This is a genomic window from Blautia massiliensis (ex Durand et al. 2017) (genome assembly GCF_051861785.1).
GTDB classification, from domain to species: domain Bacteria; phylum Bacillota; class Clostridia; order Lachnospirales; family Lachnospiraceae; genus Blautia_A; species Blautia_A luti_A.
Genome location: NZ_CP146725.1, coordinates 2,540,434 through 2,566,562, shown reverse-complemented (window position 1 = coordinate 2,566,562; position 26,129 = coordinate 2,540,434). Strand labels below are relative to the sequence as shown.

Annotated in this window: 22 protein-coding genes and 1 riboswitch; of the genes, 2 read left to right on the top strand and 20 right to left on the bottom strand. The window is 43.9% G+C overall.

What is annotated here, in order from left to right; genetic code table 11:
- Window positions 1-172: 172 nt before the first annotated feature.
- The 12 genes from V9W66_RS12130 to V9W66_RS12075 all read right to left on the bottom strand — a co-directional run bounded on the left by V9W66_RS12130 (window position 173) and on the right by V9W66_RS12075 (window position 13,141).
- Window positions 173-1,336, bottom strand: coding sequence for an RNA-guided endonuclease InsQ/TnpB family protein (locus V9W66_RS12130; protein ID WP_439362782.1), 1,164 nt, complete (start codon window positions 1,334-1,336; stop codon window positions 173-175).
- Window positions 1,266-1,922, bottom strand: a complete 657-nt coding sequence (locus V9W66_RS12125) for an IS607 family transposase (protein ID WP_439362996.1) — start codon at window positions 1,920-1,922, stop codon at window positions 1,266-1,268. The genes V9W66_RS12130 and V9W66_RS12125 overlap by 71 nt, the downstream gene beginning before the upstream one ends.
- Window positions 1,923-2,117: 195 nt before the next feature.
- Window positions 2,118-3,695, bottom strand: coding sequence for an ABC transporter permease/substrate-binding protein (locus V9W66_RS12120; RefSeq protein ID WP_207705797.1), 1,578 nt, complete (start codon window positions 3,693-3,695; stop codon window positions 2,118-2,120).
- A 3-nt stretch (window positions 3,696-3,698) separates the two neighbouring features.
- Window positions 3,699-4,832, bottom strand: coding sequence for an ABC transporter ATP-binding protein (locus tag V9W66_RS12115; RefSeq protein WP_144095456.1), 1,134 nt, complete (start codon window positions 4,830-4,832; stop codon window positions 3,699-3,701).
- Window positions 4,833-4,950: 118 nt separating this feature from the next.
- Entirely contained in the window at window positions 4,951-7,053 is a 2,103-nt protein-coding gene (locus tag V9W66_RS12110; protein ID WP_144095454.1) for an acetate--CoA ligase family protein, read from the bottom strand.
- 20 nt (window positions 7,054-7,073) lie between these two features.
- On the bottom strand, window positions 7,074-7,613 hold the full coding sequence (locus tag V9W66_RS12105; RefSeq protein ID WP_144095452.1) for a 2-oxoacid:acceptor oxidoreductase family protein: 540 nt from the start codon (window positions 7,611-7,613) through the stop codon (window positions 7,074-7,076).
- A gap of 3 nt (window positions 7,614-7,616) precedes the next feature.
- Window positions 7,617-8,354: a thiamine pyrophosphate-dependent enzyme gene (locus V9W66_RS12100; RefSeq protein WP_144095450.1), complete on the bottom strand. Its 738-nt coding sequence runs from the start codon at window positions 8,352-8,354 to the stop codon at window positions 7,617-7,619.
- A 1-nt stretch (window position 8,355) separates the two neighbouring features.
- Complete coding sequence (vorB, locus tag V9W66_RS12095; RefSeq protein ID WP_144095448.1) at window positions 8,356-9,408, bottom strand: 3-methyl-2-oxobutanoate dehydrogenase subunit VorB; 1,053 nt, start codon at window positions 9,406-9,408, stop codon at window positions 8,356-8,358.
- 12 nt (window positions 9,409-9,420) lie between these two features.
- Window positions 9,421-9,633, bottom strand: coding sequence for a 4Fe-4S binding protein (locus tag V9W66_RS12090; protein ID WP_144095446.1), 213 nt, complete (start codon window positions 9,631-9,633; stop codon window positions 9,421-9,423).
- A 13-nt stretch (window positions 9,634-9,646) separates the two neighbouring features.
- Entirely contained in the window at window positions 9,647-10,894 is a 1,248-nt protein-coding gene (locus tag V9W66_RS12085) for an MFS transporter (RefSeq protein ID WP_144095444.1), read from the bottom strand.
- A gap of 100 nt (window positions 10,895-10,994) precedes the next feature.
- A complete protein-coding gene (locus tag V9W66_RS12080) occupies window positions 10,995-12,167 on the bottom strand; it encodes a Glu/Leu/Phe/Val family dehydrogenase (RefSeq protein WP_144095442.1) in 1,173 nt (390 codons plus the stop codon).
- 215 nt (window positions 12,168-12,382) lie between these two features.
- Window positions 12,383-13,141, bottom strand: coding sequence for an IclR family transcriptional regulator (locus V9W66_RS12075; protein ID WP_144095440.1), 759 nt, complete (start codon window positions 13,139-13,141; stop codon window positions 12,383-12,385).
- Window positions 13,142-13,468: 327 nt separating this feature from the next.
- Here V9W66_RS12075 and V9W66_RS12070 point away from each other — a divergent pair, with 327 nt between their 5' ends.
- Window positions 13,469-13,990, top strand: coding sequence for a hypothetical protein (locus V9W66_RS12070; RefSeq protein WP_144095438.1), 522 nt, complete (start codon window positions 13,469-13,471; stop codon window positions 13,988-13,990).
- Between the two features lie 310 nt (window positions 13,991-14,300).
- Here V9W66_RS12070 and V9W66_RS12065 read toward each other — a convergent pair whose 3' ends face one another.
- Window positions 14,301-14,912: an NUDIX hydrolase gene (locus V9W66_RS12065; protein ID WP_144095436.1), complete on the bottom strand. Its 612-nt coding sequence runs from the start codon at window positions 14,910-14,912 to the stop codon at window positions 14,301-14,303.
- Between the two features lie 183 nt (window positions 14,913-15,095).
- Here V9W66_RS12065 and V9W66_RS12060 point away from each other — a divergent pair, with 183 nt between their 5' ends.
- A complete protein-coding gene (locus V9W66_RS12060) occupies window positions 15,096-16,484 on the top strand; it encodes an MATE family efflux transporter (protein WP_243121818.1) in 1,389 nt (462 codons plus the stop codon).
- Window positions 16,485-16,749: 265 nt separating this feature from the next.
- Here the strand turns inward: V9W66_RS12060 and V9W66_RS12055 are convergent, their stop codons facing one another.
- The 7 genes from V9W66_RS12055 to V9W66_RS12025 all read right to left on the bottom strand — a co-directional run bounded on the left by V9W66_RS12055 (window position 16,750) and on the right by V9W66_RS12025 (window position 26,055).
- Window positions 16,750-17,385, bottom strand: coding sequence for an ECF transporter S component (locus V9W66_RS12055; RefSeq protein ID WP_144095434.1), 636 nt, complete (start codon window positions 17,383-17,385; stop codon window positions 16,750-16,752).
- Window positions 17,386-17,514: 129 nt separating this feature from the next.
- Window positions 17,515-17,632, bottom strand: a riboswitch (FMN riboswitch).
- 48 nt (window positions 17,633-17,680) lie between these two features.
- On the bottom strand, window positions 17,681-20,884 hold the full coding sequence (locus V9W66_RS12050; protein WP_144095432.1) for a glycosyl hydrolase: 3,204 nt from the start codon (window positions 20,882-20,884) through the stop codon (window positions 17,681-17,683).
- 55 nt (window positions 20,885-20,939) lie between these two features.
- On the bottom strand, window positions 20,940-22,424 hold the full coding sequence (locus V9W66_RS12045) for a response regulator transcription factor (protein ID WP_144095430.1): 1,485 nt from the start codon (window positions 22,422-22,424) through the stop codon (window positions 20,940-20,942).
- Window positions 22,402-23,538 (bottom strand): sensor histidine kinase, encoded by a 1,137-nt coding sequence (locus V9W66_RS12040; protein WP_144100384.1) that lies wholly within the window; start codon window positions 23,536-23,538, stop codon window positions 22,402-22,404. The genes V9W66_RS12045 and V9W66_RS12040 overlap by 23 nt, the downstream gene beginning before the upstream one ends.
- Entirely contained in the window at window positions 23,525-24,220 is a 696-nt protein-coding gene (locus tag V9W66_RS12035; protein WP_439362781.1) for a hypothetical protein, read from the bottom strand. Before V9W66_RS12035 ends, V9W66_RS12040 begins: the two co-directional genes overlap by 14 nt.
- A gap of 142 nt (window positions 24,221-24,362) precedes the next feature.
- Window positions 24,363-25,193 (bottom strand): carbohydrate ABC transporter permease, encoded by an 831-nt coding sequence (locus V9W66_RS12030; RefSeq protein ID WP_144095426.1) that lies wholly within the window; start codon window positions 25,191-25,193, stop codon window positions 24,363-24,365.
- A gap of 1 nt (window position 25,194) precedes the next feature.
- The gene (locus tag V9W66_RS12025; protein ID WP_144095424.1) at window positions 25,195-26,055 is read right to left on the bottom strand and encodes a carbohydrate ABC transporter permease; all 861 of its coding nucleotides are present in this window, start codon (window positions 26,053-26,055) and stop codon (window positions 25,195-25,197) included.
- Window positions 26,056-26,129 lie beyond the last annotated feature (74 nt).

Sequence of the window (26,129 nt, the reverse complement as noted above, 5' to 3'; positions counted from 1 at the left end):
ATGTGATTAAACATACTCACATCGAGATAATGCGGATTCTCACGAATACCGCTTACTGTTTCTTTGTGTATGCTTTTGAGTAACCGGAGTTATCTCTACTCACAGATCCTAAGTACACTCCACAGTCGTTAATTCCCGAAATAGCCTTCGGTACATACTTACGTTTGCGGGATCATGCAACTTCGTAAGTCTCTGCATCTCTCAGATTCCGTGCTGCATTGAGATCTCTGTCCTCAATATATCCACATGTGCATCTGTAGATCCTGTCTGAAAGTTTCAGATCTTTTTTAATACAGCTGCAGCAGTGGCAGATCCTGGAAGATGGATACCATCGGTCAACTACCCTCAGTTCGATTCCATATTCAGCACATTTTGTTTTCAATTTTGTCCGGAATTCATAGAATTTCTGGGACGCAACTGCTTTTGAGAGATGCCGGTTCTTCATCATCCCGGATATGTTCAGATCCTCGATCGTTATATGAGACGGCTTAGTTTTCACTATCTCAGATATTACCTTGTTGATATGATCTGTACGGATATTTTCTATCCGATGATGAAGTTTCTGTACTTTAAGCTTTTGTTTGCATATATTTGCTCTTTGAGTGGTCTCTCCTTTCTTTAAATTCTCATATTTACGGGAAAGCTTTCGCTGTGCCCGTCTTAATTGTTTCTCAAGTTTTCTGATCCGTGCTGTTTTATTGATATTTCTGTATACAGTTCCATTTGACACAACTGCAAAGTCTTTCAGCCCCAGATCAATTCCGATCCCATCAGTGAAATTTCCGTCTGCTTCCGGAGCAGGTATATCGACAAGTGCAGACACATAATATCTGCCTGCTTTCATGGAAACTGCCCCGCTTCGGATCACATATCCATCCTTAGAGGCCGGAATGTAACCTTTTTCTTTCAGCCTTACCCAGCCAAGTGTTGGGATCTTGATCCTGTGACGTTCACAGAGACAGTCTTTGAAATTATTCTTTACAAAATACATTTTTACATCAGATCTTCCTTTTTTCTTATATCTCGGGAAACTACTCTGATGATGAAAAAATCTTGAAAAAGCGGTACAGGCATTTTCGATTGCATTCTTTACCGATTTGGAACTGACTTCTCTGATCCAGAAATATTCCGGATGCCCTGGAAGGTATTCTTTGTTCAGCCATACACTGAACGACTTGCCGCTCATAAATCTTTCACCGGCATCATAACGTTCTTTATTATGAAACAGGTAGAAATTATAAATATATCTGCATGTGCCGATTGTCTTATGTATTTTGATCTTCTGCTCTTCTGTAGGATTGATCTCTGTCCTGAAGCTCTTCAGCAATCTCCTCATCCTTTTCTATCTGTTTTTTATACTTACGAAGTCCATATAATCTACAGGAAAATACATGAAGGATGGAAATAATATCCTGTACAAGTTCTTCCTGTGGTGACAGTTCTTCATTGTTCACCACCAGTATCGTTGTGTGGAATTTCATGCAGAATCTTTCAAACCAGTCGTATCCAAAACGGATAAATCTGTCTTTATGCGTGATCACTATGGTTTTGACCTTCTGCTCCATGACTTCGTCCAGTAATCCATTCCATTTCCTGCGGTTATAATTAAGTCCGCTTCCATAGTCTTCCATGCACTGGTCTACGATCATTCCTCTGGCATTACAAAACTGACGCAGAAATGCTGTCTGATTTTGAAGATCATCCCTTTGGTTTTTGGTAGATACTCTTGCATAAATAACAACTTTTCGTTTATCAGGTTCTATATTTATACCTTTAAATTGAAGATACTGGTCATATGTGTAATAACGCCTGTCTGTTGGAGTTCGGTTTGCTTTTAAGATTCCCTCTCTGTCCCATCTCTGAAGCGTTTTTACAGAAACACCTAATAATTCAGCAAAATCTTTTGGTTTATAATTTGTGATATTTGATGTGTCCATAATATACCTCCATAAGTATATTTAAACACATTTAATATCTTTTTGCAATATATTTAGTTACTTATATCACCATCCTTTAACACAGCACTATGATACACCCGGAGGAAGGCTTTATGTCAAGGTGAGATTTTCACAAAAAATCACTAAAAAAGCGGCCTGATTTCAGACCGCTTTAAAATTTCACTCTATCATTCCTTTTTCTTTTAAAAATTCCACAGCTGTTTCTTTCGGAGTTTTTCCCTCTACATCTACTTTATAATTCATGTCCATCATTTCTTCTGTAGTGATTGTTCCTTCCATCTTATCCATAACTTCCTGCAGCTGTGGATATTTTTCCAAGGTTTTATTTCTGGTAACAGACACAGCCTGATAAGGTGGAAAAAACTCGATATCATCTTCCAATTTTACAAGGTTCATCTTTTTCAACACTGCATCGGTCTCAAAAGCATCTGTCACATCTACTTTTCCGGATATGAGCGCCTGGTAACGGATATTTCCTTCCAGACCGTTCACTTCTTTAAAAGACACCTGAAATTCTTTTTTCAGCTTTGGCAAAAGATCCTCACGCTGGGTAAATGCTGTCGTGCAGCCCAGCTTCAGGCTATCTGCCTGTTCCAAAAGTTCAGAAACCTTTGTCAGGTGATGCTGTGCCATTGTTTCCGAAGTAACTGCAAATACGTAGGTATTGCTGAAGCCTAGAGAATTGGATACCTGCATATCATATTTTTCTTCCATCCCCGATCTTACCCTATCATAAACTTCTTTGGAGTCTGAATACATCTCTTCTTTCAGGACGTTTGAGATCAGCACACCTGTATAATCGGTAAATGTATCAATATCTCCCCGTTCCATGGCAGACATGGTGATCATGGTACCATTAAGATTAAACTTTTCTTCAACCTTGATATCTGTCTGATCCTGAATCAGCTGACTGTAAATATTTCCCAGTATCAGGGCTTCTGTAAAATTCTCGCTGCCAACGACGATCTTATCCTCTCTCCTCTGAAATACACTGTATACAGAAGCAAAACATGGAACTACCAGGATCAAAACAAGAAGACAGACTGCTATGGCTGTGCGCTTTTTCCGTTCTGCTTTTGTACGGTTTGTAATCTGATCTACCGGTTTCAACCCTTCCGGTGTCAGTGCATTTTCTACTTTTCCGAGAACAAAATCTACTGCCAGAGCCAGAAAACAGGCTGGCAGTGCTCCCAGAAGTACCAGATCTGCATCATTGGCATTTAAACCCAGATTAATCAGCCATCCCAGGCCTCCCGCACCTGCAAAAGCAGCAATGGTAACGGTTCCAACAGCTGTTACTGCAGAAATACGCACACCGGCCATAATATAGGGCATTGCGATAGGAATCTGTATTTTGTACAAAATCCTCCATTTCGTCAGGCCGATACTGCTGGCTGACTCAATGGCCGACTGCTGTATGCCGGTAATTCCGATATATGTATTCTTTATAATAGGGAGCAGGGCATAAATGATGACCATTATGATCGCCGGTTTCTGTCCGATTCCCACTACCGGAACCAGAAAAGCAAGAAGGCCGATACTCGGAATAGACTGCATGATATTCGCAATACCTATCACAACCGAAGAGATTTTTTTATTCTTTGTTACAAAAATTCCAAGAGGAATACCGATACATATGGAAATCAGCACTGCTGCCGAAGTCATCTGGATATGTTCCAGAAGAAGCTGTATCAGTTCTTCTCTTCTCCGCATAAAAACTTCAAGAAAAGTGTTCACACGTCACCCCTCCTGTTCTTTTTTATAACGTTTACTGAGTGTTGAAAGAAGGATACTTTTCGTCAGTACACCTCTCAGTTCCCGGCGTTCATTCAGAACCGGAATAATACCGGATTTATAATAATCAATCTCATCAATGATTTCCTGGAGAGAGCTTTCCTCAAAAACCGATATATAATCCGATGAGATCATATCCCCAATGCTTGCAGACATATGCTGTACATCAAGTTTGCTTAAATCTTCAAGCCACACAATTCCCTGAAATTCTCTGTTTTTTCCTTCTGTGATCAAAATACTGTTGATGGCATTCTGCCTCATCACCTGGAGTGCCTGTATCACAGTTCTGTCTCTGGAGAGTATGTATGGTTCTTTGCACATAATGTCAGATGCATGTATATATTTCGGATTTCCCCACAGACGGTTCTTTCCTACAAATTTTTCCACATAATCATTGGCCGGATGCCTCAGAATCTCTTCTGTTTTATCAAACTGTATTACAGTCCCGTTCTGTATAAAGCAGATCTTATCTGCACACTTGATAGCCTCATCCATATCATGGGTAACAAATACGATTGTTTTTTCATATTCTTTCTGCAGCTTGACGATTTCATCCTGCAGTTCTTCTCTTGTAAGTGGATCCAATGCCGAAAAAGGCTCGTCCATCAGGATCAGATCAGAATCTGTGGCAAATGCTCTGGCAACTCCCACTCTCTGACGCTGTCCGCCGGAAAGCTGGCATGGATAGCTGTTGCTGTACATCTTGGGATCAAGATTTACCATATCCAGGAGTTCATTGATTCGCCGTTCCCGTTTTTCCGGCTCCATTCCCTCAAGCTGAGGAACAATTTCAAGATTCTCTTTTACTGTAAAATGCGGAAACAGTCCGCCTTCCTGTACCACATATCCGATTTCTCTTCTTAATTTAATGTCCGGGATCTCACGGATGGATTTTCCATCAATAATAATATCTCCCCGATCCATGGGGAGAAGCTTGTTGATCATTTTCAGAAGAGTTGTTTTTCCGCATCCGCTGGAACCAATGATGGCAACAAATTCCCCGGAAGAAAATGTCATATTGATATCCCGCAGGATCAGTTTATCTTTATAGGATTTCGAAACATTTGTAAATTCTATCATAGGCTTCACCTTTCCAATTCTACCTCATTATCCAGGTTGTCTCTCGATAGCTTCTTCTGATACATATCCAGAGTGAAGAAGGGCATTGACTGTGAATGCCCCTCTTCCTGTTGCATAATTATTTTACATGTTTTACGATCAGTGCATCGGCAACGCCTACGCCCTCACCTTCCGGATATACAAACAGTGGATTGATATCCAGTTCTTTCAGAGTATCTTTGTTTGCGCTGGCATATCTGCTGATTCCTGCGATGGTTTTGCACAATGCCGGAATATCGCATTTTGCGTTTCCTCTGTAGCCGTTAAGGAGTTTGTAGGATTTCAGTGATTTCAGCATATCCAGAGCTTCCGCTTCACACAGTGGCGCCGGATATAAAGCCACATCTTTAAATACCTCTACAAACACACCGCCCATTCCTACCATGATCATAGGGCCAAACTGTGGATCGTTGTTTACTCCGATGATCATTTCCACGCCAGGTTTCAGCATGGGAACCATGAGGATTCCGTTGATCTTCGCATCCGGTCTCGCACCGGTTACATTACTCATGATCTCCTCATAAGCTTTTATCGCGGCTTCTTTTCCACAGATGTTGAGTTTTACACCACCAACATCACTCTTATGCAGGATGTCTGCGGATTCTACTTTCATAGCCAGCGGGCAGTTAGCACTTTCTGCAAATGCAGCTGCCTCTTCCACCGTTTTTGCAATGACTTCTTTTGGAATATCTACGCCAAAATCTGCAAGCTCCATCTTGCTGTCATGCTCAGACAATGCGAAGGTATCCTTACCAGCAGGTGCTCCGGCAGAAAGTTCCAGTGTTTTTCCTTCGGAAGTATAGGAAATAAAATCCGCCAGATGACGAAGGATCTTAAATGCATATACAGGAGGCGGAAGAATCGGCACTCCGATCTTGAAGAGTTTTTCCTGGTATTCCGGGTTTCTGGTGTTTTCCGCAAACGGTATCATGGCAATCGGTTTGCAGTTCTCACCTTTTTCCCGTACAACTTTTTCAATTCCCTGATACATATAGTGAATCGCAGGGTCTGCTACTTCAAGAAGCAGAGTATAGCCGATCAATACCATCTCAATATTTGGATCATCCATCACTGTACTCAGTGCGCCTGCGTACAGATCTGCATCATAGGAAAGACTGGCCGTCATATCAAGCGGATTATTCGGAGATGCATAGGACGGAAGCTGCTCTTTCAGTTTTGCAAGGGTTTCCGGTGCAAAATCTGGATATTCGATTCCGTTAAGGCTTCCTACATCCGCACAGATCCCTGTCTCGCCTCCGGAAAGATTCATAGATGCGAAAACTGCCTTTTTCGGATAATGATCCAAAGTAGCCAGCATCAGTGAAGTAGCGATCAGCTCTTCCAGATCGTCTACACGAATCGCTCCGAATTTTTTCAGCACTGCATCAAAAGATGCATCGGACCCGGAAAGACTTCCTGTGTGGGAAGCTGCGATTGCTCCGCCTTTAGCACTTCTTCCTGCTTTAAGGATCACAACAGGTTTCTTTTTCGCAGCTGCTTTTTTCAGAACATCTGCAAATTTTGCTGCATTTTTTACACCCTCGATATAAACACTGACAACTTTTGTATCTTCATCTTCTACGAGAAATTCCATATAATCTTCCATCTGAACGATTTTTCCGTTTCCGGCTGAAATGCTGTAGGAAAAACGCATTCCAGGAGCATCCATCATGGAAAGGCATAACTGACCACTCTGTGAAACAACACCGACGCTTCCCTTCCTGTCTCTCTTTGCAGAGATAAATGCAAAAGCCTGCACATTATCAATGTAATTTACAAATCCGGCACAATTTGGTCCCATGACTGCAATGTCCAGTTCTTTTGCTGCTGCGATCAGTTCCGCCTCATTTTTACGGCCTTCGTCTGTTCCGATCTCGCCATATCCGCTGGCAAAAACAACGGCCCCGCCAACACCCTTGGCTGCTCCTTCTTTCAGAAGCGGGATGACTGTTTTCTGTGAAGTACAGATTACCATCATATCAATGGTATCCGGTATATCAGAAATGCTCTTATAGCAGGGAACTCCAAATACGCTTTCTCTTTTCGGATGTACAAAGTATACTCTGCTCATATCTTCCACATAGCTGAGAGTATTCCGGCATACATCTCCGCCAAAACCTTCTTTTTCACTTGCACCGATAACAGCAACTGACTTTGGTTTTAACAGCTTGGTAAGATTCATATATCAGTCACCTCCTGATCCTATTTACCGGCTACTCCCCTTCGATAGCAGGCTATATTTTTTTCATTATATTTGCCTTTTCCTTTTTTCTCAAAGAAAGAAACGATGGCAGATTCCATATATTCTACAGAGAACAGGTCGCTATTGGCAGCCAGTGCTCCAAGCATGACAAGGTTTGCACCCTTCGGATTTTTTACTTCTGCAGCAATATCGGTTGCAGGAATTTTTATAACTTTAATATCTTCTCTGTATTTACGCCCTTCCGGAACAATGGAGGAATTTACCAGAAGGAGTCCGCCTGGTTTTAATCTCTCTTCAAATTTATCAATGGCTGGCGCATTCATGGTAAAAAGGATGTCCGGATGCTTAGAGATCGGGCTGGCGATCAGCTTTTCACTGACCTTTACGGTACAGTTTGCGGTACCGCCACGCATCTCGGAGCCATAGGAGGGATAAAACAATACGTTCTTATCCTGTTCCATTCCTGCGTTTATCAGAAGCATACCGGCAGTCAGGACACCCTGTCCACCGAATCCCGCGCAAATAATTTCTTTTCCCATAATCTATGCCTCCTCTTTTTTATCCTTGAATTCTCCCAGCGGGAAGTATTTGATCATCTCGTTTTTAATACGTTCCACACTCTTCACCGGAGTCATATTCAGGTTTGTCGGACATGGAGAAAGAAGTTCTACAAGGCAGAAGCCTTCTCCTTTCATGTGCTTTTCAAAAGCTTTTCTGATATATTTCTTGGACTGCATCATTCCTTTGGCATCTGCCATGGAGCCTCTTGCGAGGTATGCAATATCAAATCCTGTAAAGGCTTCTTCCACACGGAATGGCATTCCGGCTTTTTTCGGATCTTTTCCTCGCGGAGTGGATGTTGTGATCTGTCCTGGCAGAGAAGTCGGTGCACACTGTCCGCCTGTCATACCGTAAAGGCTGTTATTGATAACGACAGTCACCACATTGTCATTTCGGATTGCAGTATGCATGGTCTCAGCCATTCCTATAGAATAGGCTGCACCATCGCCGATATATGCCATAACCGGATTTTCCGGACGGACTTTTTTTACACCGACAGCAGTTGCAATGGGACGTCCATGCGCTGCCATAATAGTATCAAATCTCCAGGAATCAATATTCAAAGAACCACAGGCAACATCAACGATTGCCAGAAGTTTTTCGCTTAACCCCATCTCTTCCATAACTTCTGCGATCAGACGGACAGCCAGTCCATGTCCACAGCCCGGACAGAACCCGCTCTGCGTAAATGTAATTGTTTCAGGAGCTACTAATCTCATGTTATGCTTCCCCCTTTTTTAACATTTCTTTTGCTTTTGCAATGATTCCTTCAGATTCCGGAATTTCAAAGATCGATCCATAATGATCTACCGGATATCTTCCGCCTGTTGCAAGTTTTACATCATCTACCATCTGTCCGAGGATATTCATCTCTACGGTAAGAAATGCCTTTGCTTCCTTTGCCTGTTCAAAAGCTTTTACAGGGAACGGCCACAGTGTGATCGGACGGATCAGTCCCATCCTGAAGCCTTCTTCTCTTGCGATCTCCACTGCCTCTCTGCAAACTCTGGAGCTGATTCCATATGCTACCAGAACAACTTCTGCATCCTCAACCTGAATACATTCGTATCTCTGTTCTGTCTGTTCCATTTCAGCATATTTATCAGAAAGATATGTCTCATAATCCGGATGTGTATAATAAACATTCTGGATTTTTCTCTGCTCGTCGCCTTTCTTGCAGCCCTTGATGGTCCAGTCATATTTATTGATATCGTGCTCGATAAATTTCGGAATCTCCACTGCCTCGATCATCTGTCCGATCGCAGCGTCAGAAGCGATCAGTACGGGATGACGGTATTTCTCAGCAAGGTCAAAAGCTTCTGCCATCATATCCGCATTTTCCTGCACAGATGCCGGTGCAAGAACCAGTGTGTGGTAATCGCCGTGACCTCCTCCTCTGGTAAGCTGCCAGTAATCTCCCTGGCCCTGTGCGATATCGCCAAGACCTGTTCCGATTCTCATTACATCTACGATAACTGCCGGAAGGTCTGCTGCTACAAGGTAAGAAATTCCTTCCTGTTTCAGGGAAAATCCAGGACCTGATGAAGTTGTCAGCGCACGTGCACCGGCTGCGGCTGCACCAAGAACCATGTTGACACCTGCAAGCTCAGATTCAGCCTGAATAAAAGTTCCGCCCACATCTTCCATTCTCCAGGATAAATACTCCAGGATCTCTGTCTGCGGGGTGATCGGATATCCACTGTAAAAACGGCATCCTGCTGCCAGTGCAGCTTCGGCCAGTGCTTCATTTCCTTTTAACAATACCTTAGCCATAACTGACCTCCTTCATCTTAATTCGAATACATAATCCGGACATACTCGGTAACACATACCACATGCCACACATTTTGCTTCATCTACCTGAACTGTATTGTATCCTTTTTCGTTTACAAAATCTGATACACTGAGTGCACCCTGGGGACATGCATTGATACAGTATCCGCAGCCCTTGCATCTCTTTGGATTGATATATAATTTTTCTTTATTTTCTTTTCCCATAATCGAACCCTCTCTATATAGCCTGTTCTCTGTTTTTCTTTCCCAGACGGTAAATAGTGAAAGCCAGTACGGCACCGATAACACCAGTTATCATCAGGAATGTAAAAATATAGTTATATCCTGCTGCTCCATGCTTATCCATCCATTTTCCAAAGATAACGGAATAAATAGAATCCGGAAGATAACCGATGATCGAAGCAATTCCTATCGTAGTTCCTGTCATCATTCTCGGGATTCCAGCCTCACTGACTGTGGAAAACACAACACCGTACATCATCATTGCAAACGCACCTGGGATTAGCGTGTAAAGGCTTGCTGCCATTGGACTGATATCTGATGGCAAGATCATTACAATACCAAACAGTGCTGCCAGAATGATAAATGCTGTCATCAGCCATTTACAGGTTGATTTGAACACTTTATCTGCAAGAATTCCACCTACCGGTGCAAGCAAGAGCAGAAGATAATTTCTGATAATGGAAATCAGGCCGGAGCTCTCCGGAGATACACCGATCACTTCTGTAAGAAACGGATTGAAATAAGAAGTACTTGTATAATATCCATACCCACAGAAAATCGTAAAAGCAACCACCCATACAACTGGCATCTTTAAGAGTTTTCCCAGATCTGAGAGTTGGAATTTCGGTTCTCCGTCATCTACTGCGACAGCCTCTTTTTTATCATCCTTCATGAGGAAGATAAGAAGGATAGCTGCAACTGCCGCAACACTTCCGCCGCTTATTACAGCCCGGACAAAACCGGATGATACATTATCACCTGCTGTTTTATAAATATTTAATGCTAGTGTATTGGTCAGGGCGCCTGTAATTCCATTGCATGCATAATATAATCCGTACATGAATCCCTGTTCTTCTTCTGTTCCGATAATGCGGATCGCTTTCATCAGAGAAGACCAGAATACAAATGCGGTACTGAAAGATAACCCCAGCCAGATCACCATGGCCACTGCAAAATTCATGGAAAACGCATAGATATATGCCAGTGCTGTTGTACTGAGGAGTGAAACCACTAGCGCTTTCTTTGGCGATACCTTATCCGCAATGATGCCTCCAGGAATATACAGGATCATATTTCCGATCGTATACATTGTCAGCATAAGCCCTGACTGTGTATTTGTAATTCCCATAGTTGAGATCTGTGCATCATAAAATACATACTTTACATATGGTAAAAAATAAATAGAGCCTCCTGCCAGACCCAATGCAATAATGGTGAGATACTTTCTTAATTTTGAATTCATACAATCCCCCTGACCCTGTATTTCTTTAAAAAAGGATGCCCATCACGGGGCATCCCCTTAATCGGTTCTCAATGTTGGTACTTTATCAGTTATTCATCCATTACATATCCGGTGTATCAGATTTGTCAGGAGTAAACAGTCTTCTTGCTACATCTCTTGTAAATTCACCGGTCTTAGTAGATTCCTCAAATACTACTTTTGTCTGTTTGCGGATCAGATCTTCGGTATCCTTTACGATTGCTGCTGCAGCGTCCTCATCGCTCATGTTCTCAATCTTTACGACACGGAAGATAACTGCTTCATAAATACGGATTCCTCCAAGGTTGGAGATGAAATCTACTGCTACATCGATACCTTTCTTACGAAGGATCTCATCTGCTTCCGGTGTTGTCGGAATATTCGCTGCCTCTACGATAAGAGATGCTTTGATCTTATCTGCGTTATCTTTATTGATAACATCTTCCAGAGCTGCAGGAATGAGAATATCACATTCCTGGCTGAGCCACTCAGAGTTTGGAAGTACCTGATAATTATCTTCAAAAGCTTCTTTATTTAATTCGCCCTTCGGAAGTCTGGTTGCCACCAGCTTCGGAATATCAAGACCTTCCTTGCAGTAAACAAGTCCGTTTACATCTGCGATACCAACAACTTTATATCCCATCTTATTCAAAGAATTTACGCAGCTGGCACCAACACATCCGAATCCCTGTATAACAACAGATGCACCTTCTTTTTCACCTTTAAGTTTCCATGCTTCATCAGCCGCAGCCGCAACACCATAACCGGTAATCATGTCATACATCTTGAATCCGTCATATGTAAGCTCTTTTTCTGCCCTGTCATGGTTCACAATACCCTGATGGATATCTGGATCTTCTTTCATAGCTTTTGTCTGCGGAATTCCGATTCCCAGATCATCAAGAATGCGAAGAACTACAGAATAATCAACTCCAAGATCACCGCCGATAGAAACACCTGCTTTAATATAAGGAGCAGTTGCTGTAAGGAATCTGCGAAGAACATCCTCAGCATCCGGAGCCTTATAATCATAGGCAATACCTGCTTTACATCCACCGGTTGTCATTGATTCACAGGCTTTATATTTATATCCCATCGTTGTTGCCAGACGGATAACTTCTTCCTTAGTTACTGTCGGATGCATTCTTGTGCCACCACCACAATAATGTCCTACAAAATTATATGCACACATCCATCCTTTTGCATTTGTTTCTGTGTCGTTCCATTCCACTACTACATAAGGTTTGTTTGCCATCTGAAAATCCTCCTTTAGCTCACGTTCGTTCTCTATTGCAGAACACAGTTCTCTATATTTTTTATTTTTTAACCCGGCCTGAATGCCGGGCTCGTCTTCTGTTCTTTATTAAAGAACTGTGTTCTTTATTTTTGTAATTTAACTATATCACTGTTAGTATATTTTTTCAATAAAAATATTTCTCTTTTTAATTTTTTGTGTGTTTTTCACATATTCTACAAAAGCTTTTGTATTTTTTGAGCACTGGATTTCAGAATTCCTGCATATCTCCGAATATTTTCCTCATTCATCCTCAAGGACGGAGCACTGATACTTAAAGCCCCCTCCGCTTCTCCCTCGTGATTAAGAAGAGCCACACCTACACATTTCACGCCAAACATAACTTCCATATCGTCCACCGCATATCCACGCTCCTGAACCTTCTCGATTTCCTCATCCAGTTCCTTCTGGTCTATAATCGTATATTCTGTAAAAGCCTCTAACTTCTCCGGAATATGCTTCTTCCTATCCTCCTCGGACATAGTCGCCAAAACAGCTTTTCCTACACCTGTACAGTACATCTTCGAACACTCACCGGCTACTGACTTCGTCACAAGCCTCTGATTCTCCGGTGAAACAGCCTCCAGATACAACATATCCTCACCCTTGGGCACAGCCAGATAAACCAGTTCCTGCACTTCATTCGCTATTTCACGCATAACCGGCACAGCAATCCTGGTAATATCGAGATTCTCCCGAAACGCGTGACTCAGCGTCATAACCTCCGGTCCCAGCCGAAATTTCCCTGATTCCGGATCCTGAACCAGATACTCCATTGTAGTAAACGTAACCAGAATATTATGAACATTACTCTTATACAGGCCAAGTTTCTCACTAATCTCTGTTACACCTAGGGGCTGTTTCACAGTAAAACAGTTCAGAATCTCCAATGCTTTCTGTAAGCTCTTAACTTTAATCTCTCCGTTATTCTCCATTTATCAATTCCTCATTTCTCTGCCTGACAGCCAATCACAGACCCATTTCTGGAATCCGATCCAGCACACTCCCGACCGTTGCAGTTTTTATAACAAAATTATCTCTTAAATCACTCAAATCTGTCAATAGTTTGTCGTAAAAAAGAAGATAAGTCCTATAAAAATCCTAATATTCCTCATATATATTCGTTAATCAAATATCATATTGCACGAATTATCATTGTATTTTACACGTTTTTTATTGCTTTATATACAATTCAGGCTTATAATAAAAGATACAAAAAAAGAGCGAAAACCATATAAAAATCCAACACTGGAGGGAACCTTATGAACGAAGAACTTTTTAATGAAGCATCAAAATCCAACATCCTGTCAAAACAGCTGATCGACAAGCTTCAGGAAAGCATGACCTACAGCAGCATCTCCTTCATCAACTGGACCATCGAAGTCCTCAAGCTCCTGAAAGCCCGCATCGAACGCGGCGACAAGATCAAAGATGAGACCACCGGCGTGATCTACGATTTCTACACCTTCCGCCAATTTGTAGAAACCAACTTCTCCACCTACATCACCGGCCAGGTCTTCAACACCTCCATCCGGTCCCAGAAAATCTACTTCACCCTGAAAGCCTGCCCAGGCGGCTACAACCTCCTCATGGCAGACTCCGGCAACGAAAAGACCTACCGCTGGATCTCCAGCTTAAGCAAACGCTTCTCCCTGGTAGAAATGATCGCCACCGGAATCGTCTACGTCAAAGACAACCGTACCGACACCTACCAGCCATTTATCTCCGAAAACGGCAAATACTGCAAATACAACAAAGACCTGGGAAAACTCACAGAGCTCTGATCAAAATGGGGAATCCGCAACCGCACTACCAACACTCCCCACGAGATTTAACACGTCTCACGGCCAATGCACAGCCAGTGAGGGGCTTCTTTCCAGGCTGACTCTGCAGGAGGGGAGCTGATTCTTAGGTGGCGGAAATCTGCGTTGCTTCAAAAAATCTCGCTGTTTGAGCGGCTTCAGACGCGAGTTCGAGATTTTTTGAAGCGCTTTTAGCAGAATTCCGGCACCTTAGAAGCCAGCCCCCGACGAAGCCCCAGCCTGGAAAGAAGCCCCTCACTGGCGTCCCCTTCCGCCATATAACTACCTCCGTTTAAATCTCCCCAAGAAATCCAAACACCTCCTCATCCTCAAGAAAATGCATCAGCATATAAGCACACATGATCGCAACCCTCTCCTCCTTCAGTATCCTCCTGACCTCATCCCGGTCCGCGATCACAATCTCGATCTCCTCACTATCCTCCTGAGCAGCCTTACTAACCTCACCACTGGCATACCCATAAACCGTAGCACAGGATTCATCCGTCATCCCAATCGTCGTAAAATAAGGCTTCTCAAAAGCCTCCGCAACCTTGATCGGCTCCAGCTTCAACCCGGTCTCCTCAAACATCTCCCGCACAGCACCCTCATGGAAATCCTCCCCAGGCTCCACAAGCCCCGCCGGAAACTCATAAATATACCCGCCGATCGTATACCGATACTGACGGATCAGCACAACCTTATCCCGCTTCTCTCCATAAACACTGTAAATGATCACCCCATCCGGATGATTCTCCCCTGTAGAAAGCTTCAAATCCTCCACACACTTCGCCCTGGAGGCCACAAAATAAGAAACCGGCGTATCATGTACACTGGTCGCATCCACCCCATAAAGATTCACGAACTTATTATCTGTAAGTTTTTTCACACTGTTGATCTTACCCATCTGAAAAGCTCCTTCCCGAAAATTTTTTCTAAAAACATTTTATCCCATCCAAAACCAAAGGTCAATTTTTTATACTTACACTCACTTCACAATAGTGCTATAATAAATATCCTGCTATAAAATTAAAAATCCACTTATCACATCACCAAACAGCTACTGTAGACAAGAAAGAAGGAAAAAACATTGAAAAACCAGACCAATGCTGCCCAGGCCGAAAACCCTCTGGGAACCGCCCCTGTAGGCAGCCTGATCACCAAATTCGCCATTCCCGCCATCATCAGCATGCTGGTCAGCGCTCTGTACAATATCGTTGACCAGATCTTTATCGGACAGGGCGTAGGAATGCTTGGAAACGCCGCCACAAACATCGCATTTCCCGTAACCATTATCTCTACTGCTGCTGCATTGCTCCTGGGAATCGGCAGCGCCTCCAATTACAACCTGGAAATGGGCGCAGGAAACGAAAAAAAAGCCAGCTCCATTGCAGGAACCGGACTCTCCTCGCTGATAATCTCCGGTACGATACTCTCTGTCATCGTCCTTCTGTTCCTGAAGCCACTGCTTCATTTTTTCGGCGGAACACCGGACGTCATGCCCTATGCCATTGATTACATGGGGATCACCGCCATTGGACTTCCCTTTTATGTTTTAAGCACAGGCGGCAACCACCTGATCCGAGCAGACAGGAGTCCTACCTATTCCATGACCTGCATCCTGGCCGGTGCCGCCATCAACACCATCCTGGACCCGCTTTTCATCTTTGGATTCGGCTGGGGCATCAAAGGTGCAGCCTGGGCAACCGTGATCGGCCAGATCGTATCCGGACTTCTGATCATCTTTTATTTTTCCAGACTCCGGAAAATGTACCTGGACCACTCCATGCTGATTCCTGAGGCACGCAATCTGTCTGCCATTTTTTCTCTGGGAATGGCATCCTGTATCAATCAGGTTGCCATTGCTGCAGTGCAGATCGTCATGAACAATACACTTCGCCATTACGGAGCACTCTCCGCCTACGGGAGTGATATTCCAATCGCCTGTGCAGGGATCATTTCCAAAGTCAATCAGGTATTTATGGCCATCTGCATCGGAATCTCCCAGGGCTCCCAGCCCATCTTGGGATTTAACTACGGTGCCGAAAAATACAGCCGTGTACGCCAGACATACCGCTATTCCGTAACCTTATGTACTGTGATCGCAACCATATTTTTTATCTGCTTCCAGTTCTTCCCGCATCAGATCGTAGGCATCTTCGGAAACGGCAGCGACCTGTACTTTCATTTTGCAGAAAAATATCTCCGCATCTTCATGCTGATGACCTTTGCCAACGGAATCCAGCCCATGTCCGCCGGCTTTTTTACCTCCATTGGAAAAGCCAGGCTTGGTGTGATCATGTCTCTCACAAGGCAGATGCTCTTCCTGCTGCCGCTGATCGTCATCTTCCCGGTCTTCTTCGGAATCGATGGCGTCATGTACGCAGGACCAATTGCAGATACCTCTGCATTTGTGCTGGCCGTTGTTTTTGCCAGACGTGAGCTTGGAGTCATGAAAGCTGCAGAACAAAACGCCTGACACAAGAAAGAATCCTGCTTGCAGGATTCTCCGCCTGCGACGGGTCGCTTCAGCGACATTATTCCTCTCCGTCGCAGTGCGATCCTGCCCGGAGGGCTTTTTTATGTTATAGGAACATTACGGAGTAATTTCCTATAACATAAAAAATGCCATGTAATTTACTGCCCATCGGCAATATATTACATGGCATTTCTCACATTCTCAGATATTTATCTGAAACCACCAATTTCTGATCTTTTCTTCATCCTCCGTCAGCTGCTTATGATCAGTCACCCTTCAGTACAACACGGATCTTCTTATAAATTACAAATACGATCAGAGATGTCAGTGCATATTTAAAGATATTAAACGGAGCAATGATCAGCAGTGCAAAGGTAAGCAGGCCGTTTACGGAGCCGTGTACTGCGCTTCCCATCTGGATAAAGGTCTCGATCGGCATTCCAAACGCCTTACCGTAAGCCGGAAGCAGCACAAAGGCATTGACAAAGCATGCAAGGATTGCTGTCAGGACTGTTCCTGCTGCCATACCTGCAACTGCATGTACTCTGCTCTTTTTGTGACGGAAACGGTAGATCAGGCCGGCCGGTACCACATAGGCACATCCAAACAGGAAATTGGCAACATCACCAACACCGGCAGTCATGGTTCCCTTAGTCACAAGATGTACGAGAATCTTCACAAGCTCGATCAGGATACCTGCCACAGGTCCCATAGCGAAGGTTCCTACCATAACCGGTACCTCGGAAAAATCAAGCTGATAAAAAGACGGTGCAAGAAACGGGATCGGAAACTCAAGATTCATTAATACTCCTGCCACAGCACCAAGCATGGCTACCTGCGCGATGGTTCTTGTTCTGCTTCTTTCCACGGCATTTCCTCTCTGTAATATCTGTTCGCTCATAACTCTCTCTCCTTCTTCAGAAATATTCAAAGAAAATTTCCACAAGAAATCTTTATGCGAAAAAATTTTTTCACATAAAAAGCCCCGGGAGCTTCTTCCCGGGGCACTGAGCACGTTCTTTAAATACTGCGCGTTCTTCTCTCATCCAGACTTTACTGTCGGTTCCGGAATTTCACCAGATCAGCCGCCAAAGCGGGTCGCGGACTATACCGCCGGTAGGGAATCACACCCTGCCCCGAAGAAATTTTCTTTTTTATGAGTTCATTATAACGCGCTCTTTTTATAATTACAAGGCTTAATTTTTCTCTACAAGAACCGGCGCCTTCAGAAGGCCTGACGGTTTTATCTGATACTCATAGGACCAGAGGTCGCCGGTTGTCCTCCATGCATTTGGTCCATACCAGTCTTCTTTCTGATCACAGTTATGTAAGGTTCCAAATGTATTCACCCTGTTTCCAAATACAGTCAGCTCCAGGAGATGCTCTCCTGACGGCAGTTCACCAAGAGATACCTCATAGGGAGAAAATGCAATATACCCCGCTTCTTTTCCATCCACAGAAGCCTTCATAACCGGTGCGCGGAACAGATTTGCCCGTACATTTACTTCTCCGCCTTTGCTGATAAATGGAATTTTATATGTCACATTTCCACCATAGAACGGATAACCCTGAACGGTAAGGTCACTGAAGGCTGCCTTGTGGCTCACCGCATCCAGCACCTGGTCTCTTCCCACAGCTTTCACGGAAAACTCTCCCAGCAGGAACATCGCTTCGATATTCACTTTGGAATTGTAAGGGATCTCCACAACCAGTTCATGCTCTCCGGATTCCATCTTCGGAAGCGGCACTTTGCGGATACAGTGATCTGTATACCATCCCTCTGTACGGTTTTCCACTGCTTTCTCATCCAGGAATATTCTGGTTTTCTCGTCATTTTCCATAGCAAGGAAAATCCCTTCCAACAGAACCTCTGTATGAATATGGAATCGCAGGGACAAAGTATGTTCAAAGCCTTCCTCTCTGTCATTGGTCCACGGCTGTGCAAAAGCCTCCATGCGAAGCGGATATCCCAGTTTCTCACGGAACAGATTGTCAATGCGGAGAATCTCTTCCTCCGGCTGCCACTCCCCACCGTCAAACGCATATTCAGCCAGATCCAGAATACTTACATTCGGCTCACTGCGGACAATCTCCACCTGATCGGAAATATCCAGCTGGCAGCTACATTTCTTCTCCTCACTGGCAGAACCACTCTCAGTATTCTCAGCATTATCTGTTTCAGAAAGCAATTCTTCTGATACCATGGATGCTGTACCAGCCGGCTCCAGCCAGAGAAGAAGACTGTCGTGGTCAAACATGCTTCGTTCCAGAGCAGTGTCCCCTTTATGGTATTCTGCTTTCACCGGATAAATTTCACCTGTCATGGCATCATATACCGTCACCTTCCAGGATCCGCGGATACGGATGCGGAGTTTTTCTTTTCTTGGAAGATCCTGATTTTTCTTACGCTCCTGCAGTTCATTGATCACGATACAAGCATCTGAGATCTTCTCTGTACGGTTTACATGGCACAGAAACAGCCAGCGGTTTTCTCCCTCTTCTCTCATCTGGTAGATCAGGTTTGTAGCTGGTTTACCGTCATCCTCAAGTACCTCGATATCTCTTGCCTCTTTCACAGCTTCCAGCAGACGGTACTTGCTGAATGCCACAATCTCACACTTCTCTGCCAGCTTTGCACCTCTATCTGACGGATAGGCATCTGCATATTTCGGAAGCTGTCCTGCAAAGATCACCCGGCCGCCTCTTTCCTTAAATTTCTCAAGAATCTCCAAAGTAGAGCTTCGAAGTGTCAGGCAGTTCGGTACGAGAACTGTATCATATTTCATTACTCCCACCTTCAGAAGTTTTTTCTCTTCCTGTCCCTGATTCAGATCCGGAAGCAGAGATTCTGAAATAAAATCAAAATCAACGGTACCATAAAGCAGCCATTCGATCATATGGATAAAGTTTTCATCCATTTCCTCACGGATCGGTGCTGTCTGCTCCTTCGGTCCCCAGAAAAGCCAGTAAGACTCTACCGGATGGATCACTGCCAGCTTTACATGCGGCACGCCTCTTGTGAGAGCGGTATTGACTCTTGCAAAATAGTCCTCCACAAGAGGATATTCTTTATACCACGGTGACTGGTAGCTGATAGAAGCCGGATAATCACGTTTTGCCTCGCCTGCCATGGAAGTCCAGGTCAGATGTGGCACACGGACCGTTACTCCAAGAGCTGCCTGCCAGTCCCCCTGAAGCTTATGGCCCCGGAAATCAAAATCCCAGTTTGTAACACCATAAAGCTCACTTGTCATTCCCTCTCTTCCAAACTGGTGCACAGCACTTTCTGCCTGCTTTGCGGTAGAAAATTCTCTTCTGTCACAGAGCATATCAATTCCCGGAATCTCAAAGGAACGATAGGAACGCATGGCTTCTCCAAGAGCCGCTGTCTGTGTTTCCAGAGTCGGCTCCTCCATCATATGTCCGGTCAGGGCAATGCCATGTTCCTTACACCAGCCTCCCACAGTATCCGCAAAAGCCTCTGCAAAACGCTCCGCAATGTGGTCATGATACTCATAACGGATTCTGGAAACTGCATCTCCCTGAAGTTCCCAGAACAGTTCCGGAAGATGCTTAAGAAGGCTATGTCCATATGCATCACGAAAAGTTTCTTCCAGATCATCGGTATATGGAATGGTCACATCCATCCGCTCATCCGCAAAATCCAGGCACTGTTTATGGGAAAACTGCGGCTCATCTGTAAAGATAGCAGGAATGGTTTTCCCAAACTCCTCTCCCAGATTTTCATAATACTTCTCGTGGGTTACCTGGATAAAACGTTCCACTGCCTCTTTATCCAGTGTGTTCAGATACGCCTCATTGTTAAACCACGGATTATCACCGGACACCTCAAGATAGGCAAACCATTCCTGAAATCCCTCCTTCAGCGGTGCATTCTCATCGATCTTTTCATACTCTGCAAGGTAACCATTCTCCAGCCGTACCTGATATCTTCCAAGGAAAGTACGCTCATTGCTTCGGATCGCCTGTCCGGAAGAACGAAGTTCGCTGTTTTCAATCTCTTTTCCATCCTGGCACTCCGGAGTGAAAAGCAGAAAACGGATCCTGTATTTGTGGTCTCTTGTTACCAGTCCGCCGCCTGCTCCGGATGGCCAGCGGTCTTCATCATACAGCCAAGTCAGCATATTTTTTTCCAGGCTTTTTTTCCAGGAATATTTTACCAGATCCAGAAACTCTTCACCCATGTAAGAATTATCCATTCCTGTGCGACAGTGGATATGTCCGCCGCCCATTCCCATTACCTTCAGAGCATCCAGAGTGTTGTCGATCTCTGCTTTTGTCATGCGGCAGTTCCAGGCCCAGAACGGTGCTGCCCTGTACTCGCTGCCCGGATTCTGAAATTTCTCTTTTGTAAGTTTTTCCCCATTATGATACAGCATACCTTAACCCTCCATTTTGGTTTTATATTATTTTTGTTATATCATCCCAGCTTTTTTATTTCTCAACATATTCTGACGGCCGCACTCCTGTATAGGAATAAAAAATGCGACTGAAATAAAACTGATCTTTGTATCCTACCTTTTCCGCAACATCTTTCACATACATCTTCTCTTCACGCTGAAGAAGAAGCTTTGCCTTCTCCATGCGGAGTGCTGTCAGATACGTATTAAAAGATGCATCCTCATACCTTCTGAAAAGTCTGCTTAAATATGTCTGGGAAACTCCCACTGCTTTGCTAACACTGTGCAGAGACAGCTGTTCCGCCATGTGTTTTCGGATGTATTCTTTCACACTCTCAAAATATTCTTCGGTATCTGTTTTCTGTGTGACTGCCGGATCTTCCTTGATATCCTTAAAAAAGATATCGGAAATCCCGTTGCAAAGCTGTTCCACATTTTCTGCAGTGGAAAAAATATCATCCATAAGGAATTCTGACTCCCGGTAATCCCGGTTTCCTGCATCATAACGCTGAAGCAGATAACCAATCTGCCTCACACGTCCTTCGATCCACAGCTGAGGATGTTCCTCCTGCACCCATCTGCTGATCAGTGATTCTACTTCCTTCTGAAGCCGGTCGTACTTCTGTTTGCCAGCCAGATATTCCAGCTCTTCCAGATATTCGTAATCCTTTCCCGGTCTTCCATCTTGAACCTGCGATACGGTTTCCTCCAGGAGCAATGTCTGATTTTTCCCCAGGATAATAGAAGAATTCAGCTTCCGGTAAAGCTCTCGCATCATTTCTCCAATCTGTGCTGCCGGAACTGATCTCCTCCGGATCACAGACGTCACATATGCCGCTTCCGGCTGTTCTTTTCCAATACGTCTCCAGATCATCTGTTCATAATCCTCATCACTGACCAGTTCTCCCGGACAGAGATACAGTGTCTCCTGAGTGTCGCGTCCATATGCGATCATCATCTCATTGATGTCTGAAAAGACTTCCTTTTTTCCCCGTTCCCCGTAACGGCTGGGAAGTCCGTTCAGTCTTACAATGGCCCCGTAATAACATTCCGACTGAAAATATCTCCGAAGTGTTTTTTCATCCACAGGAATTTCATTTACCATCTTGTGTATCAGTGTATTTTGTTCTTTATAATATTTCTGTTTCAGCTTTTCCTCTATCCTGCTGATCAGTTTGGAAAATTCCGAAGGCACGATCGGTTTCAGGATATAATCACACACCCCAAAAGCAATTGCCTGCTTTGCATACTCAAATTCCTGATATCCACTGACGATCACACTGATCACATTTGGATACTGCTTTTTTGTTTCTTCCACAAGCTTCAGTCCGTTCATTACCGGCATCTGGATATCTGTGATCAAAATATCCGGTTCTCCTTTTTCCTTCATCAGCTCCAGTGCTTCTTCACCGTCATAGGCAGTTCCCATAATCTCAAACTTGTTGTATTTCTGTTTTATAATATTGACGATCAGACTGGCTGCCATCGGCTCATCATCAACGACCATCACCTGATACATCGGCTTCGACCTCCTTTTCCGATACTCCTATGATGACGCTTAATCCTTCTTCAAGGTTTCGTATCCGGAATACTGCTCTTCCATTGTACAGAAGGAACATTCTGGCATAGGTATTTGCCAGTCCCATACCTCCGATTTCCATCTCTATGCTGCTTCCTCTGGACATGATCTTTTTCCGGATTTTTTTCATTTTTTGGTTTAACTTTTCACGTACTTCATCTGTGGCACCCTGTCCGTTATCCCGTACTTCAAAGTACCAGCCGGTTTCATCTCGCCAGCCACGTACATAAATTTTCATGATATTTTTGCTGTTATTATATCCATGCTGTATGCTGTTCTCCACCAGCTGCTGCAGTACAATCTTGGGAAGCTGCTCCTGTTTTACGGATTCCTCACAGTTTATTTCCACTTCCAGGCGATGCTCATACCTGGATTTCAGAAGAAAAATATAACGCTCAAGATACTCCAGTTCTTTTTTTACCGTTGCGTATCTCTCCTTTGTGTTTGTGGAATATCGGAGCATGGCTGCCAGACAGCCGCATATCTCACAGATTTCCTCATCACCGTCCATAATGCCTCTGCTTGATATCACATTCAGTACATTATAGAGAAAATGCGGATTAACCTGAGCCTGCAGGGTATCAAACTGAGCCTGCAGCTGCAGAAGAGACATTCGTTTTTCCTTTACAATGGATTCGTTCAGTCGACGCATCAGGTTCTGGTATGCGATTCCTACCGCCTGCACTTCATCATCTGTATCCGGAACTGCAAGCTCTGCATCCAGATTCTCGAGCCCGGTATTTTCCATCTGATCCTTCAGTGCAGTAAGGGGCTTGGAAAGCCTGCTTGCAATAAAGATCACCACTCCCATGGAGATCACAAAACAGCCGACAGCCATTCCCAGTGCGATCATCACCGCTTCCTTCATGCCCGCAACGATCTCCGTCTTTTTTTCCAGTGCAACCACCCGGATCCCGTAATTATCGGACACTTCTGATGCCGATGCCCACATGCTCGTGTCTGAAGAAACGGTAATGGAATCCATTTTTGTTACTTCCGGATACTTCTTCATGTAGCTTACCAGATCGCTGGTCAGTTCTTCAGACTGATACAATACTTTTCCCCCCCCCCGGAAGAAACGCCACAACTTTAATGTCGGAATCCGGAACCTCAAATATATCCTTCAGCTTATCCGTAGCATACTGTACTTCAATATATCCGAAATCTCCGCCCTGAACTTTTCTGGCCAGGGAAAAAACTTCTTTACTTTCCCGAATTCCCCAGCCATCCATATGCGGTGCTACCAGGATTGGTTTTCCATGTCTTCTCGCTGCAGAATCCAGCCAGTCAATGCTGGTTGTATTTCTGGTCTTATTCGTGATCTTGGAACCTGTATTGGTACTGGATGCCACATCTCCGAACTCGTTAAAAATAATCACTCTGTAAAAATTTCTGTTGATATAATACATAGCGAGTCCTGAATTTAACGTATCCAGAAGGTCATTGTGCACTATTGTCCTGCCGACGCTAAAACTGCTTTTTTGATAATACTTCGGAAGCGTTTTCATCGCATTGAGCATATCCTGGTCCGACAGGATGTAGTCTGTCACATGCTTCATGGAATCTATGGTAAAATCAACATTAGACGCAGTCTGCCTGGAATAAAATTTCAGACTTTGCGCTGCTTTTTCTGACAGCCTTCTAAAATTATAGTCATAGCAGACTATCCCCAAAATTGTTGATATAAAAAATATCACAACAGAAAAACCTAAGATCAGTTTTGTACGGAATTTCATAAGAACACCTCTCATTTCATCTGTATATAGCAATAAACAGATACCCCACCTGTACAGCAGAGTATCTGTTTTTCCCAGTTGCACGACATCTTAAATCTTACCATACAAAACTGATCTTGCATATTTGGTAACCTTTTTTGCATCATCCTTTGACAGCTCCGGCTACCATACCATCTACGATCTTCTTGTTGAAGAACAGGAAGAGGATCAGCATCGGAATGGTGATAAGCAATACATCTGCAAACAGCAGATTGTAGGAACTGGAATATCTTCCCATGAAGTTGTAAAGAGTAAGCTGAACTGTTACGTTGTCATTTCCGGGAAGGAAATACAGCGGGTTTGTAAAGTCATTGAAGATCGTTACCGCATTCAGAATAATGATTGTGGAGGTAACCGGTTTCAAAAGAGGGAAAATAATCTTTACAAACAGATTGTTTCTCGTACAACCGTCAATATATCCGGCCTCTTCAAGCTCTACCGGGATCGTATTCATAAATCCCTTGTAAAGCATGATGGTAAATGGAATCTGAAGTGCTGTCTCAACCATGATCATACCAAACATGGTTTTGTAAATATGAAGCCCCTGCATGATCCAGATTGTAGGAAGAATTGCGGGCGGGATCATAAGGCCTGTCATAACAAGTGTATCCACGATCTTTACAGGTCTGTCAGATCTTCTCTGAAGAACATAGCCTGCCATGGATCCTACAATAATCAACACGATCAGTGAGCCTATCGTGAGGATGATACTGTTCTTAAATGCTGTGATGATCTGATAATTGTTTGCGGAAAATACTTCTTTGAAGTTGCTCCACATCCACTCCGTCGGAAGGGAAAGTCTCAGAAGGTTTGCTTCTTTTCTGTCCTTCAGTGCATTGATCAGCATGAAGAGAAACGGTACTGCAAAAATGAGAATACCGAAAACACATCCAAGGATGTCTCCTAATAAGGTAAGTCTTTTCTGTTTTTTCATTTTAGTTGTACACCTCCCTGCTGTTAAGGAACTTCTGAAGTGGGAATGCGATGATCGCAATCACCACAAACATGATAACGTTTCCTGCTGTAGACAGACCGAAGAAGCCTGCTGCGTACTGCTTGTAAACAACCGATGCAAGTACGTCAGTTGCAAATCCAGGACCACCCTTTGTCATAGCCCAGATCAGATCAAAGCAGCGAAGCCCGCCGATCAGGGAAAGTGTGATAATAGTATTTGTTGAAGAGCGGACCAGTGGCATTACGATGTTTCGGATCGTCTGCCAGCGGGTTGCACCATCAATAGAAGCAGCTTCATAATAGCTGGAATCAATAGATGTGATACCTGCAATAAAGATTACTGTGGAAATGCTGACACCCTTCCATACATCAACCGCAATTACGGAAAACAGTGCCAGGCTTGTATCTCCAAGCCAGTTCGGTCCGGAAATTCCAATGGTTGCAAGAAGTGTATTGAACAGACCCTTGCTCGGATGCATCAGTGCCTTAAAAATAATACCGATGGCTACTGCACTGACAAGATTCGGGAAAAATACAAGAGATCTTAAGAAATCTTTTGTTTTGATCTTACTTGTCAGGAACAATGCAATGAAAAATGCAATGATCACCTTCAGTCCACTTGTAAGAAATGCGTAGATCAGGGTATTTCTTACAGATATACTTAAGGATCTCTCACTGAAGAACGTTTTATAGTTATCAAAGCCACAGAATGTAAATGATTTCAAGTCCCATACAGTTAAGCTAAAAAACAGTGATGTCACCATCGGAATGATGAAAAAGATCACAAAGATCGCAACTGCCGGAACGAGGAACCATAAACTATATATTTTCTTTTTGTTCATGCTCTATTTCCTTTCCGTTTTTCCAGATATCTGGCAGCTTTTTGTAAATGCAGTTCCGTAAAATCGGCCGCCTG